The following is a 13855-nucleotide window of genomic DNA, read 5'->3' on the forward strand; positions in this document are numbered from 1 at the left end:
GCAAACGGCAGCACCTGATCTACGCTGACACTTTCGGCTCGACACGCTCCCCGGCTTTCTCGGCTGCGGGAGCAGAACTTGCAGAGCGCGGCGCGACCAGCGCCCATACTATTGCCGCGACAATGGCGAAGAGTTGGCCAGCGCCAACAATAATCACCGCCGCCATCGCCGATTCAATACCGCTGGTCATCACACTTAGCGCCGCACCGATGGTTGCCGGCATCCACAGTTCCACCGCTTCGGGGTGCCGGCACGGCAGCAGCAGTAAAAAGGCCACTGCGAGAAACGCCCACAACTTGACGGCAGACAGGCGATAAACGCGAATCAGCAAGCCCCAAAGCAGAGTCGCGACCACGCCAAAGGCCCAATAGGCCTGCCAGGCGAGTGTGTAATCATTGTTATCAATCATACTAATCCCTAATCAATCCAGCGGATGATATGGTCCTCAAGCTCGTCATCTGCCACGGTCACTTCACTCACGCAGCGTCCCTTTACCGACACACCCAATGTTTCCATCAGCCGCTGATCACCGGCAATAAGGGGGTGCCAAGGCTCGAGCGGCCGCCCCTCATGAAGCTGTCGATAGGCGCAGCTACTGGGCAGGCTGTACGCAAACGCCGGCAGTGATTCACGCAGATCGAGGCAGCCCGGCACCCGCGTCAGGCGCTGCGGGTAATCCCGGCAACGTATGTGCTCAACATCGAGCAGTCGACACGACACGTCGGTGTAATACACCTCACCGCTGTCTTCGTCTTCAAGCTTGTGCAAGCAGCAGCGGCCACAACCGTCACACAGGGCTTCCCACTCCTGGTCGCTCATCTCTGCGAGCGGCTTTGCCTCCCAAAATGGGCGATGACGAGACGCTATCACCGATCTTCACGCGGTGAGAGAGGCGCCTCTGGCTGCGGAGGAAGCTGAAGATAAAATCCATTTTCATCAATAGCTTGCAACACATCCTTAACATCTGCTCTAGCTAACTTTTTACCCTCTTCGAGCAGCAGTGTCATCGCTCGCTCCGGCTGACCAAAACGCTTCAACAGCACCTCTGGAACACGCTCTGTGTCTTCCGCCTTGTCTACATAAAGGTACATCCCCTCATGCTTAGCACTGCGATAAATGGTGCAAATCCGCCGCATCACGCCCCCTCCAAACTTTGCAATAACACCTCACCTACCACCTGCTTGCGCCACGCTGTCATCGAATCGGGCAGGCGACGAAGCCTGATCACCTCTTCCATATCACGTTTGCGGCACAACAAACCCGCGGGGATACCCAGCGAATCAGCACAACGCTCTACCCCGCAACGCATCGCGGCCAAATATTGCGCCTGCTCTGCTGACAACGGCCGTTCGCCCGGCGGTGGATGTGCAGCGCTATCTTCCTCGCGTGCCTCTCGCACAATAGTAAGCACGTCGTCGCCAAAGCGCCGCAGCGATGCACCGGGCAGGTCTTTAATTCTTCCCAACTCACCGCTACTGGAGGGCTGGCGGCGAGCAATTTCGAAGCACACTGGATCCTTAAAAATGCGCCCGCGTGGCACATCTCTCTCCCGCGCCTGCTCTTCCCGCCAGGCACATACGCGCTGCAGTACCAAACGCTGGCAGCCGTTGAGCTTCCAAAGCGATTTATTGCGCAGGTAAAACTGATCCGATGGGGTGCCCTGATCGGCCTGCTCGATAAGTTGCCGACAATCTTCTTGCCACCACGGCAGCCGACCCAACTCCTCGAGTCGCTGACGCAGCAAGGGGTAAATATCCTGCAAATACGCCACATCGAGCGCCGCGTAGTGGCATTGGCTCGCGGTAAGTGGTCGCTGCAACCAATTGGAGCGTGTTTCGCCTTTCTCTACGTGCTGATTCAAGCTGTGAGCGACCAGCTTTTGGTAGCTCAGGCCCTCTCCCCAGCCCGCCAGGCCAGCGCCAATTTGGCTATCTAACAACGGCGCTGGCAGCGCGCCACACAGACGCTGAAACACTTCGAGATCTTCACTACACGAGTGCAGGACTTTAGGAATACCGGCGTTGTTCAGAAGTCCCCTAAAATCGTCCCAATCGGTAATGGCAATGGGGTCGATCAGCCAACACTCGCCAAGCGCGCCTACCTGTATTAAACCTGCAATAGGATAAAAGGTATCTCGGCGGATAAACTCGGTGTCCAGGGCGACAAATTCAGCCGACTGCCAACGCTTACAAGCTTGCGCTAGCTGCTCGTTGGAATCCAGATAATGGTATGCATCATTCAAAGCGCTGGCGTCCTTTTAGCGCATGCGACAAGGTACCGCTGTCGACATATTCAAGTTCGCCACCCAAGGGCACACCATGGGCGATACGGCTCACTGCCACCCCCAAGCGCCGCATCTCTTCAGCGATATAGAAGGCGGTTGCCTCCCCTTCTACGGTGGGATTCGTCGCCAGTATCAATTCGGAGACGTTCAGGGCCTGAACCCGCTCGACCAGGCGGTCAATGCCAATGTCCTCCGGGCCGATACCATCGATGGGCGACAGTCGGCCCATCAACACAAAATACAGGCCGCGATAGTCCCCGCCCTGTTCGAAGGCGAGCACATCGGCGGGTGATTCCACGACGCAAATTGTGTGTTGGTCGCGCCGCGGATCGCGACACAACCGACATTCAGGGTCTTCGGTGAGCGTGCGACAGCTGCGGCAATGCCCTACATTTTCAACGGCATTGTGCAGCGCTTCTGAAAGGCGCTGAGCACCGCCACGGTTTCGCTCCAGCAATTGAAAGCTGATGCGCTGCGCCGACTTGGGACCAACCCCAGGCAGGCAGCGCAACGCGTCAATCAGCTCATCGATAAGGGGGCTGTAGTTCGACATTAAAAAGGCATCTTGAAGTTACCGGGCATTCCCATCCCTGAAAGCATATCGCCCATTTGTCCCTTGTTGTTTTCCTCAACCTTGCGCACAGCGTCATTCACCGCCGCGGCCAACAGGTCTTCCAGCACTTCTTTGTCTTCGCTGAGCAAGCTGTCGTCTATTTGCACACGCCGCACATCGTGGCGCCCAGTCATTACCACGCTCACCAAGCCCGCGCCGGCTTCGCCACGCACTTCTTTATTTGCCAGTTCTTGCTGCGCTTGTTGCATTTTCTCCTGCATTTCGGCAGCTTTTTTCATCAATTCATTAAGGTCTGCTTTCACTCTGGTCTCCTAATCTTGACGACGTTTTTCCGGCAAGCTGATTGATTCAAGGTCTAGTTCGGCCGAAAACTCGGCGATAATTTCCTGCACGAGGGGGTCGCTTTCGATCGCTTGGCGAGCGACAACAAGCCTCTCTTGTAGACGCCGGGCGCGGTACTCCGCTGGTGTCTCCTCCGCGGGCTCACCGATATCGATTGCCACCTTAAGTGCCTGACCAAAGTAATCAGCCAAGGCCTCTTGTAGGCGCTCGATATGACGGTCATTCAGCAGTGTCGCATTGCCCTGGCTAATTACAAACTGCAGGCGGCTACCCTCTTTGGCGGCTAGCTGGCAATGCGAGGCAATACTCCCCAACATTCCAGGCAATGCGAAAGCGTCAAACTGCTCGCGCCATAGCCTGGCATCGAGATCAGCGAGCTCAACACTCGGCGCCGCGGCTGCAGCCTCTTCCGGCGCCGACACTGTTGCCACCGGTGGCTCGTCTGAACGCGGCCGCTGAACTTCTGCTTGCTCATGCTCAACGGCGTCAGCAATTTGCTCGGTCGATGGCGCACTGTTTTGTGCAGCCTCTTGTGGCGGTATTGGCGCTGAGGCTTGCTCTGGTTTGCTCGGCTCAGCGGCGACTGACGACGCCTCGCCCTCGCGGCTATGCTGTTCAGGAGCCTCATTGGCAATAGGTGCGGGCTCTGCCGCCGTAACGGCAGTGTTCGGCTCTGCCTCCGGCTCGCCCTCGGCGTCAGACGGCGTCGGCGGCTTTTTTACGGGGGCAGCCTCCCCCTCGGGCGAGGCGCTGGCAGTAAGCGGCTGGCTTGGCGGCGCCATGACACCTTCGGGTTTGAAGGCCACCATACGCAGCAACAACATTTCCAGGCCGCCGCGAAGCTCGGGGGCCAAATTCAAATCGCGTCGCCCTTGAAGCGCCATCTGGTAATAGAACTGGACTTCCTCGGCACTGAGTTCGCCCGCCAGTGCCGTCACGTTCTGTTTATCGCCCAGGCTATTGTCCAGCCCCTCGGGAACGGTTTGCGCAATAGCGATGCGGTGGAGCACCACCAGCAGTTCATTGGCAACGCCGGCAAAATCCACACCCAGCTCGGCCAGCTCCGCCACGATCGCTAACAATTCGGCCCCGTCGCGTTTAGACAGCGCCGAAATTAATCGGTAAACGGCGCCGTGATCGATGGTGCCCAGCATCTGCCGAACATCGTGCTCGCCGAGTTTACCCGAGCCGAAAGCGATTGCCTGATCGGTTAAACTCAAGGCGTCGCGCATACTGCCGTCGGCGGCGCGCCCCAGCAGCCACAGCGCTGCCTCGTCAAAGCTGATCAGCTCTTTTTCGAGTATCTGCTTCAAATACTCTACTACGCGTTCAGGACTTAAGTTTTTCAGGCTGAACTGAAGGCAGCGCGACAAAATGGTCGCGGGAATTTTTTGTGGGTCCGTCGTCGCCAGCAAAAACTTAACGTGAGGCGGCGGCTCTTCCAGCGTTTTTAGCAGCGCATTAAAACTGCTGGCACTGAGCATGTGCACCTCATCGATGAGGTACACCTTGTAGCGCCCCTGTGTCGGGGTGTATTGCACATTATCGAGAAGCTCGCGGGTGTCCTCAACCTTGGTGCGCGACGCCGCGTCAACCTCGATCAGGTCAACGAAACGCCCCTCGTTGATGGCGACACACGACTGGCATTGGCCGCAGGGCTCTGAGCTGACGCCCTGCTCGCAATTCAGACAACGCGCCAGAATACGCGCGATGGTGGTTTTACCCACGCCACGAGTCCCGGTGAACAAATAAGCGTGGTGAAGCCGATCGTGATCAAGCGCATTGATCAAGGCTTTGAGCACGTGGCTCTGGCCGGCCATTTCCCGGAAGCTTTTGGGTCGCCACTTTCTCGCCAGAACCTGATATGTCATCACAAAATCTCTCGAAATCGATCGTCAAGGATACACTAGCGCTGCGCTGACATAAATAATGTCGGAATTAGAAAAAACGAGAGGAATCACGGGGATAGGAATAAATGGGTGGCGGCCCGACCAGCCACACCCCGGCACACGAGTCGATAACTACCGTTGCTCCCTTCCGGGCCTGGCGGGGTTTGCTACCTATCGTTGCGAGGGGACCGGAAGGACCACCATAACGCGCTTTCGGCCTCGGCCAATTGCGGGGCGCTATTGTGTTCGAAACCCCCTTCACATGCAAGGGGGATAATCGGATTATTGCGCGCTGACTGGCGGAAATTGCGCGAGAATCGTCGCCACAGTTTCATCGATATACGCGCGCCGCTCCACGGGATCTTTCAGTGTGGGTTTGACACGGCTTGCGCTGCCGCGCCATACCAAACGGCGATTTTCAGGCTCGATAATATCGATAACAACATTGTCCTGGGTATATTCGCGCACCCAGATATCGTCATCGTAGAAATGCGCGTAGCCAAATCCCGGGCGGTGGTAGCAGTGATAGCAAGGATAGTAACCAAAATGGCTATACCAGTTGCCCACACTTTCTACGCGTGTTTTTTCGACAGTGCCGACATGGTAACTCACCAGTACTGACGCGCTGTCGACGGCAACTTTCTTCACGCCGCGCAGCGCCATCTGCGCCTCGATAGCATCGCGATATCGCTCATGCATCAGGGCGTCGTAGGCGGGTTCCCGTTGCTCGTTGTCAGGCGTCAGCCAGGCGTAACTCGCTACGTTAGCGAAATCGTAATCGAGGGCATAATCCTGACTCACTGGCACTGCTGTGCACGCCGCTACTACTGCCGCGATAACGGCAATACCACATCGCTTAATGACTGCTGGTAAATCGTGCATTACGCCCTCCAAGCCGCCTAGTGGCTTCAATTTCGCTTAAGTACTACCCAGTTTGCAAAGCGGCCGCGAATAACGCGCAGCAGCATACCATCATCGCTGCGTGATGCCGCCGCCTGCAGCTCATTAATACTGCGTACGCGCCGCTGATTCACTGACACCAACAAGTCACCGGGGCGCAGCTTAGAGGCCGCCAGGGCATCTTGTTTAACCTCGGTAACCACCACGCCTTTGCCATCGTCGGCGTTTTTCAGGCTAACGCCGTCTAGCAGAGGATGTACCGACCGCGCATCGGCATCGACCTGCTTCTCAGCCGAGCCCAAAACAACCTTATAGCGTTTCTCGCGCCCTTCTCTTAACAGCGTGATCGCCACTTTGTCGCCGACCCGGCGCAAGCCGATGGCGTTTCTCAGTTGCGCAGAACTCAGTACGGCCTTGCCATCCACAGCGATCACGACATCACCCGCCTCTATGCCAGCCTTGTCAGCGGCCGAATCTTCTTGAACCTCTGCCACTACCGCGCCGCGCTGACCCGCTTCAATATCAAAGGCTTCCGCCAACTCGGGCGTCAGGTCCTGGATAATAACGCCCAGCTGCCCCCGGCGTACCTCACCGTGCTGAAGAATCTGCTCAATGCTCGCCATCGCCATATTTGCCGGAATGGCAAAGCCGATGCCTACGTTGCCACCGGAGGGCGCCAGAATCGCGGTATTCACACCAACTAACTCTCCGCGTAGATTTACCAGCGCGCCACCCGAATTACCGGGATTGATAGAGGCGTCGGTTTGGATGAAATTCTCATAGCCCTCAATACCCAGTCCAGTGCGGCCTAAGGCACTAACAATCCCGGTAGTCACCGTTTGCCCCAGGCCAAAGGGGTTACCGATCGCCACAACAAAATCGCCCACACGCAGTTTATCGGAATCAGCAAGGCGCACCGCGGTGAGCTTCTCGCTGGGAATTTTCAGCACTGCGATGTCAACGTCTGGATCAGAGCCGACCAGCTCTGCGGTAAAACTGCGCCCGTCCTCCAGAGACACCGTGATTTCATCCGCGCCGTCAATTACATGGTGGTTGGTGAGCACAGTTCCCTCACCCGCATCGATAATCACACCTGACCCAGCACTCTGCGTGCGGCGCTGGCGCGGCTGCAATTGCTGCTGAGGCATATTGAAGAAACGGCGAAAGAAGGGGTCGTTTAACAGTGGATTCTGCTGGACCCGTTGCGTGGTGTAGGTTGAGATATTCACTACCGCCGGATTCACCGATTTCAACATCGGTGCCAAGCTGGGCAATGGCTCCCCATCGGCCACCGACTTCGGTAGTAGAGCAAAACTGTGTGTGCTTACCGCTAACAGCAGCGCTGCAAAAACCGTTAAATATGAGCGGGAAATGGTAGTTTGCAAAATCCGGGTCATGACTGTGCCGATCTCCTCATAACGTTGATAACAAGGTTAGAGTGCAGAATCCAAAATTATTTCCCTAAATAAACAGATTCTGCAAGATCAGCAAATCATTGCCTGCTCAGGCCAGTTTTTCTGCCATCGCCTTGGAAAGCTCATCGCGGATTCGCGACTTGAACGGCTTCATCATCATTCCCAGCTGGATGTCGACCTTGACCTCCCCCTCCAACAATTGCAGCACCCCCTGAATACCGGAGCGTTTCAGCTCCAGTTCTCGGTCGCTGCGCCAGTGGGCCTTCATCTCAAAACGGTCACTCAGTTTCACTGCTAAAGCATCGAGCATCTCCCGAACATCTGCGTCGCTTTTCGAGTGGCGTTGGCTAAGAGAAATTTTCGACACGGTCAGTCTCCAGTAAGTCGCATCGGGAATATCAAGCATTCTAGCAGAGTCGTGCTCAGGCGCTGACGGAATTGCAGGCATAAAAAAACCGCCGGTAGGCGGTTCTTTTAATTTGGTGGAGCTAGGCGGGATCGAACCGCCGACCTCTTGCATGCCATGCAAGCGCTCTCCCAGCTGAGCTATAGCCCCGAAAGAGGCTGCGCATATTAAGGTTCGTCCCCCACCTTGTCAACACGCGCAGTGAAAAAAATCCCCTTTAACAACACAGGCGCATTTGCCGCCACCATCAAGGGAGTTGTTGATAGCGTTTTTCCAGCTTCTTAAGTTTTTTCTTGCCCACCCCGCCCAAAATATCAATGGCGTGGCGAATGCGCGCACGACTGATTTCCGGCCCGAGTATTTCCATGGAGTCGACGACTGAAATCGATGCAGTGGTGCCCGCAATGGCAATAAACAGCGGTGGCATCACATCTTTCATGCGCAGCTCCAGACCGTCGACCAGCGCCTTGATATCGGCAAACAAAGTATCGCGCTGCCAGTCGGATTCGGCCTCCAAGCGCCACAAGCAGCACTGTAAGACCTCAACCAACTGCTCTTCCTCTAAGGTGCACTGAGCAAAACTCTCCTTACTCAGCGGCAGCATTCCCGATAGGAAAAAACCCGCCAGCGGTGCGATATCGGTAAATACCTCAATACGCTGTTTTAGATGTGGCAGCATTTTGGTCAGCGTTTCCCGATTCAACGCCCAGCTCTGCAGGCGCTCAATTAGCGCGTCGTCGCTCAAGTCCTCTCGCAACCAAAGCCCATTAAGCCAGCGCAGTTTTTCAACATCGAAAATCGGCCCACCCAGGCTGACACGCTGAATGTCGAAGTGCTCGATCATTGTCTGAAGGCTAAACTTCTCGCGCTCATCGGGCATACTCCAGCCCATCCGCCCTAAGTAATTAAGTAGCGCCTCCGGCAAAAAGCCCATGCGCTGGTAGTACAAAATACTAGTGGGGTTCTTGCGCTTGCTGAGCTTACTTTTGTCAGGGTTGCGCAACAGCGGCAAATGGCAAAGCTGCGGCATTTCCCAGCCAAAATACTCGTACAGCAACTTGTGCTTAGGCGCAGAATTCAACCATTCTTCGCCGCGCAGCACGTGGGTGATACCCATCAAATGGTCATCCACGACATTGGCCAAATGGTAGGTAGGCAGGCCATCGGATTTCAACAATATCTGCGCGTCGACCTGGCCCCAATCTAATTCCACGGTACCGCGCAACATATCTTCTATCTCGCAACGGCCCGCTTCTTCGGGCACCACCATGCGAATAACATAGGGCATGCCCTCGGCTTCGCGGCGCTGCTGCTCGTCGTCACTCAGACGCAGATCGGAGGGCTTTAAGGCCGTGTGCTGGCCTTCAGCGCGCCGCGCTTCTCGCAGAGCATCAAGTTCTTCGGGGCTGCGATAACAGCGAAACGCCAAGCCCTTCGCGATAAGTTGCTCGCAGTGCTCTCGGTAAATTTCGCTGCGCTCACTCTGCCGGTAAGGCCCCGCTTGTCCGCCCACATCGGGCCCTTCATCCCAGTCCAAGCCCAGCCAGCGCAGAGAGTCTAAAATTGCCTGTTCTGACTCTGGCGTCGAACGCTGCTGGTCAGTGTCTTCAATGCGCAGCAGAAACTGGCCGCCTTGGCTTTTTGCAAAGCAGTAGTTAAACAGGGCGATGTATGCGGTGCCGACGTGTGGATCACCAGTGGGGGATGGCGCAATGCGAGTGCGAACAGTCATGGAGAGTTGTTTACCATTTCAATACAATTAGCGTTGGCCGCGCGCATAAGCTGCGACATGAAAGGCGCCATTATACGGGCCAGCGGCGATAAGATTCACCTACCCCGGAGGTTTTCCTGGCGAATGCCCAACAATACCCTCGACAGGCGCTTCTGCGTAGCGCCAATGCTGGACTGGTCAGACCGCCACTGCCGTTTTTTTTGGCGAAAAATGAGTCGGCGCGCCGTGCTCTACACAGAAATGGTGACCACTGGCGCCCTGCTTCACGGCGACCAACACCGGCATTTGCAGTTCAGCACAGAGGAACAGCCCCTCGCCTTGCAGTTGGGCGGCAGCGATCCCAGCGACTTAGCCAAGGCCGTCAAGCTTGCCAAACAATGGGGCTACGACGAGGTGAATCTGAATTGTGGCTGCCCCTCCGACCGTGTTCAAAATGGCTTTTTTGGCGCGTGTTTAATGGCCCGCCCCAGCCTGGTGGCAGACTGCGTCGCCGCGATGATTGATGCTAGCGACTTGCCGGTAACCGTGAAACACCGCATTGGTATTGATGATCAGGAAGGCTATGAGCCGCTGCACGATTTTGTTGACCAAATTCACCAAGCAGGCTGTAACACGATCATTGTGCATGCCCGCAAAGCGTGGCTACAGGGTCTAAGCCCCAAGGAAAACCGGGAAATTCCGCCGTTGAATTACGATATGGTTTACCAGCTCAAAAATGACTTTCCCGGGCTGGAGGTCATTATCAATGGTGGTATCGACAGTATCGACGACGCGCTATCGCATTTGTCACATGTCGATGGCAGTATGTTGGGGCGCAGTATTTACCAGAACCCCTACCAGCTGGTGGAGGTAGATGAACGTATCTATGCCGACGAAGCCAATCAGCGCAGCCGGCAGGATGTTGTCGAATCACTCTACCCCTACATTGAAAAGGAACTTGCAAGCGGTACTCGACTCCACCATATAACGCGACATATTCTCGGGATTTTTAATGGCCAGGCCGGAGCCCGCCAGTTCCGCCGCCATCTCAGTCAGCATGCGCACCGGAATGATGCTGGACTGGAGGTACTGCAAGAAGCACTGGCCCTGACAACAACGGCGCAACAACGCCTGCAAGACTACGCGCAACAACGTGCTGCCCAAACCCTGCAGGAAAGCGAAATCAAGATACGGTGATAGGATTCATTTAATGAGCAGTATACTGGCACAACTTAAAGCGATGACGGATGTCGTGGCCGACACCGGCGACATCGAGGCAATCAAACGCTTTTCCCCCCAAGATGCGACCACCAACCCCTCACTCATCCTCAAAGCCGCCCAGCTGCCTCAGTATCAGGCGCTGATCGACCGCATCGTTGCCGAAAACATTACCGACCCTAACAACGACGAACAAATTAAAGCTGCCAGCACGCGCCTGGCCGTTGCCATAGGCCGCGAAATTAGTCAGCTGGTACCAGGAAAAGTCTCCACAGAAGTGGACGCTCGGCTCTCCTTCGATACTGCCGCGACCGTCGAACAAGCCAAGACTATCGTCAAGTTATACGAAGAAGCGGGTGTTGGGCGCGACAAGTTATTAGTGAAGATCGCCTCGACGTGGGAAGGCATTCAAGCTGCCGCAGAGCTCGAAAAAGCCGGCATTGAATGTAACCTGACCTTATTGTTCAGCCTGGCACAAGCGGCGGCATGTGCCGAGGCAGGTGCAACATTGATCTCGCCCTTTGTCGGCCGCATTCTCGACTGGCACGTGGCCCGCGGCGACAGCCCCGAAAGCCCGGCACAAGATCCCGGCGTGCAGTCTGTCGCGGGCATCTATGCCTACTACAAACAGCATGGCTACAGCACCATTGTGATGGGCGCGAGCTTTCGAAATACCGGCGAAATTGCTGAGCTAGCGGGGTGTGACCGACTCACAATCAGCCCTGCCCTGCTCGAAGAATTGGATAATGCGCAAGGTCAGCTGCCGCAACGCCTGAGCCCTGACGCCGACTTTGCACCACAACAGAAGCTCGATTCTAGCGAATCATCCTTTCGCTGGGCCATGAATGAAGATGCCATGGCAACAGAAAAGCTGGCAGAAGGGATTCGCGCCTTCGCCGCGGACCAACGGAAACTCGAGGATTTGTTGAGAGGCTGGCAAGGTGTTTGAGTTTATAAAAAACTTGCTGGGCGAGGCCTCCAATGCCGATGGCAGCGACGAGCTTTCGATGGAATTGGTAGCCGCCTCGCTGTTGATAGAAGTCAGCAAATCCGACTACAAGCAAGAGCCGGCAGAAGTGGAGAAGATTCGCCAACTGCTGGTGCAGCACTTTCACCTCAGTGCAGACGAAATTGAAGCCTTTATGGAAAAGGCGCATGAGTCGACCCAAGACAGCACCTCCCTCTACCCCTTTACCCGCTACATCAATGACAATTGCAATAACGCAGAGAAGTTTCAACTAGTGAAGGCGCTGTGGGAAGTTGCGGCAGAAGACGGCGACATAGACAAGTACGAAGAGCACGTCATTCGTAAAATTTCAGAGTTGATTTACCTGCCCCACAAGGACTTTATCAGGGCAAAATTGATGGTTTGTGAAACGCTTGGCCTAACAGCAAAAAAGTAATGCCGCAGGCTTAATAACACTGCCCTTCCAGCAGGGTGACAAGCTCGCGAAACTTAGCCCGATTGCTCTCATTCATTCCCATGAGCACGCGGTGCGCCTCCAGCACTTTGGCGCGAACCGCATCTTCACTGTCGGGCAATACCGGCAGTTCATTCAGGTCCTCGTCGTCTACCACTGGCTCTTGGCGAATACAGAAAACGCGACCAAACCCCATGCTATCCAGCACGCGAGTGATATCAGGATTGGTAGACAAAATAACCGGCACATAGGAAAAGCGTTGCTTGGCTTTGATTGCCAGTTTTGCGAGCAAGCCAAGGGTGGTGCTGTCTATATTGGTTGCATCAACGAGATCAATAACGACACTGGCAAACCCTTTACTGGTTAGCATATCGTCAAAAAAATCATCCATCGTCGTGCAAAGGGTTAGACGGACTTCGCCAACCAATTTAATGACGAAAGCACCATCTTGCTCTGCGACCAAAATCTTACCTGGCTGCATGACTTCCTATAACCTGCTAATGACTAAGATGGCGATATCATCCGGTGCATCACCAATATTGTTTAAGTCGAAGGCCGTTACCAGTTCACTGGACGAACGCTGCCCAGCGCTTAGTAGTGCCAATAGCGCCTCTTCTTTCTCCTTTAGCGAGTCGCGTTGTAACACCTCCAATATACCATCGGAAAACAGTGTCAGCACGGCGCCACTCGGAAAGCAGATCATGTGATCGGTAAAAGCCGCATCGCTAAAAAGCCCCACGGGCATATCGTGCTCGGGCAAAAATTCCGCCTGCCCGTCACAGGCCAGCACCGGCGCCGGAAGGTGTCCCGCAACCGCGTAACAGAGCTGATCGCAGTTGAGGTCAAAGACCCCTACACACATGGTCACATGCTTGCCGATACCCATTTCAAGAAGTTCACGGTTGGCTATGGCAAGCATTTTCGCGGGAGACAGTATTGCCGTTGAACCGCGATGAAGGTAGTCACTGCGCTTGCGAGCGAAAAGGTTTTTCAAAAATACGGTCACGAAGGCGGAACTGGCGCCGTGGCCTGACACATCGGCAACAAAGAACACCGCCCGATCATCGCCGACGAGAAAATAGTCAACGAAGTCGCCACTCAGGTAGAGGGACGGCAAAATAAAGTGGCAGAACTGATAGCCTTCAATGTCTTTAGGCGTATCTGGCAACAACAATTGCTGAACGTGCTTACCGGCCTGCTGATCTTGCTGAAGGTGGGTCAGACTTTCCAATAACTCGCGGTTGGCCGCTTCTAATTTATGGCGATAAGCGAGGTTTTCACGTTTTAATTCGCAGCGCTCCACCGCGCGATTGATGGCATGGCGAATGACATCAGCGCTTTCAGGCGGCAGCATGAGGTAATCGGTAGCGCCGTGGCGTACAGCAGAGAGAACATCGGCCAGACTCTCGCGCCGGGACACACAGATCAGGGGAAGCTCACGGGGGTCGGCAGCCATATCATCAAGCAAGGTGATGCCTTGGCAGTCGGGCAGATCGATATCAATCATCACAATATCGATATCATCTTCCCGAAAACAGCGCAGCGCCTCTGTGCTGTCGTCGATACTCAACACGATAACGCCGAGGGCCTCTAGGGCTTCGCGCAGTTGCCGGTGTAGGTCATCGCGGTGCTGAACAAGCAGCAGCCGGTGATGTAAGGGTCTGGTCATCTGCCTGTTTTACCTTTACGGCGCCA

General features: G+C 55.4%; 16 protein-coding genes, 1 tRNA gene and 1 other RNA gene. 3 read left to right on the forward strand and 15 right to left on the reverse strand.

The window, feature by feature from the left end; translation table 11 throughout:
* Positions 1–19: 19 nt before the first annotated feature.
* From HNR64_RS05270 to gltX, 13 genes are all read right to left on the reverse strand, one after another.
* The gene (locus tag HNR64_RS05270) at positions 20–409 is read right to left on the reverse strand and encodes a hypothetical protein (RefSeq protein ID WP_204995507.1); all 390 of its coding nucleotides are present in this window, start codon (positions 407–409) and stop codon (positions 20–22) included.
* Between the two features lie 8 nt (positions 410–417).
* Complete coding sequence (locus HNR64_RS05275; RefSeq protein WP_288364550.1) at positions 418–867, reverse strand: YcgN family cysteine cluster protein; 450 nt, start codon at positions 865–867, stop codon at positions 418–420.
* A complete protein-coding gene (locus HNR64_RS05280) occupies positions 867–1136 on the reverse strand; it encodes a YcgL domain-containing protein (RefSeq protein WP_204995730.1) in 270 nt (89 codons plus the stop codon). The genes HNR64_RS05275 and HNR64_RS05280 overlap by 1 nt, the downstream gene beginning before the upstream one ends.
* Positions 1136–2242 carry a ribonuclease D gene (rnd, locus tag HNR64_RS05285; RefSeq protein WP_204995509.1) on the reverse strand — a complete coding sequence of 369 codons (1107 nt, stop codon included), beginning with the start codon at positions 2240–2242 and terminating at the stop codon, positions 1136–1138. Before rnd ends, HNR64_RS05280 begins: the two co-directional genes overlap by 1 nt.
* Positions 2235–2837, reverse strand: coding sequence for a recombination mediator RecR (recR, locus tag HNR64_RS05290; protein ID WP_204995510.1), 603 nt, complete (start codon positions 2835–2837; stop codon positions 2235–2237). Before recR ends, rnd begins: the two co-directional genes overlap by 8 nt.
* Positions 2837–3160 carry a YbaB/EbfC family nucleoid-associated protein gene (locus HNR64_RS05295; protein WP_027872627.1) on the reverse strand — a complete coding sequence of 108 codons (324 nt, stop codon included), beginning with the start codon at positions 3158–3160 and terminating at the stop codon, positions 2837–2839. The genes recR and HNR64_RS05295 overlap by 1 nt, the downstream gene beginning before the upstream one ends.
* Positions 3161–3169: 9 nt before the next feature.
* Positions 3170–5071, reverse strand: a complete 1902-nt coding sequence (gene dnaX / locus HNR64_RS05300; RefSeq protein ID WP_204995511.1) for a DNA polymerase III subunit gamma/tau — start codon at positions 5069–5071, stop codon at positions 3170–3172.
* 115 nt (positions 5072–5186) lie between these two features.
* An RNA gene (gene ffs / locus HNR64_RS05305) (signal recognition particle sRNA small type) lies at positions 5187–5283 on the reverse strand.
* An 88-nt stretch (positions 5284–5371) separates the two neighbouring features.
* Complete coding sequence (locus tag HNR64_RS05310; protein WP_204995512.1) at positions 5372–5971, reverse strand: DUF4136 domain-containing protein; 600 nt, start codon at positions 5969–5971, stop codon at positions 5372–5374.
* Between the two features lie 26 nt (positions 5972–5997).
* Positions 5998–7386 (reverse strand): DegQ family serine endoprotease, encoded by a 1389-nt coding sequence (locus HNR64_RS05315; RefSeq protein ID WP_204995513.1) that lies wholly within the window; start codon positions 7384–7386, stop codon positions 5998–6000.
* Positions 7387–7492: 106 nt separating this feature from the next.
* Positions 7493–7852: a polyhydroxyalkanoic acid system family protein gene (locus HNR64_RS05320; RefSeq protein ID WP_204995514.1), complete on the reverse strand. Its 360-nt coding sequence runs from the start codon at positions 7850–7852 to the stop codon at positions 7493–7495.
* Positions 7853–7884: 32 nt separating this feature from the next.
* Positions 7885–7960, reverse strand: a tRNA-Ala gene (locus tag HNR64_RS05325).
* Between the two features lie 97 nt (positions 7961–8057).
* The gene (gene gltX, locus HNR64_RS05330; protein WP_204995515.1) at positions 8058–9542 is read right to left on the reverse strand and encodes a glutamate--tRNA ligase; all 1485 of its coding nucleotides are present in this window, start codon (positions 9540–9542) and stop codon (positions 8058–8060) included.
* A 123-nt stretch (positions 9543–9665) separates the two neighbouring features.
* Here gltX and dusA point away from each other — a divergent pair, with 123 nt between their 5' ends.
* From dusA to HNR64_RS05345, 3 genes are read left to right on the forward strand one after another with little or no spacing between them, the layout of a single operon-like run.
* The gene (dusA, locus tag HNR64_RS05335) at positions 9666–10718 is read left to right on the forward strand and encodes a tRNA dihydrouridine(20/20a) synthase DusA (protein ID WP_204995516.1); all 1053 of its coding nucleotides are present in this window, start codon (positions 9666–9668) and stop codon (positions 10716–10718) included.
* Positions 10719–10731: 13 nt separating this feature from the next.
* Complete coding sequence (gene tal, locus HNR64_RS05340) at positions 10732–11688, forward strand: transaldolase (RefSeq protein ID WP_204995517.1); 957 nt, start codon at positions 10732–10734, stop codon at positions 11686–11688.
* Positions 11681–12142: a tellurite resistance TerB family protein gene (locus HNR64_RS05345; protein WP_204995518.1), complete on the forward strand. Its 462-nt coding sequence runs from the start codon at positions 11681–11683 to the stop codon at positions 12140–12142. Before tal ends, HNR64_RS05345 begins: the two co-directional genes overlap by 8 nt.
* 10 nt (positions 12143–12152) lie before the next feature.
* On the opposite strand, the gene HNR64_RS05350 is transcribed toward HNR64_RS05345, so the two are convergent.
* The gene (locus HNR64_RS05350; RefSeq protein WP_204995519.1) at positions 12153–12641 is read right to left on the reverse strand and encodes an STAS domain-containing protein; all 489 of its coding nucleotides are present in this window, start codon (positions 12639–12641) and stop codon (positions 12153–12155) included.
* 6 nt (positions 12642–12647) lie between these two features.
* The gene (locus HNR64_RS05355; protein ID WP_204995520.1) at positions 12648–13829 is read right to left on the reverse strand and encodes a PP2C family protein-serine/threonine phosphatase; all 1182 of its coding nucleotides are present in this window, start codon (positions 13827–13829) and stop codon (positions 12648–12650) included.
* Positions 13830–13855 lie beyond the last annotated feature (26 nt).

The organism is Spongiibacter marinus (assembly GCF_016906995.1).
In the GTDB taxonomy this organism is placed as follows: Bacteria; Pseudomonadota; Gammaproteobacteria; order Pseudomonadales; family Spongiibacteraceae; genus Spongiibacter; species Spongiibacter marinus.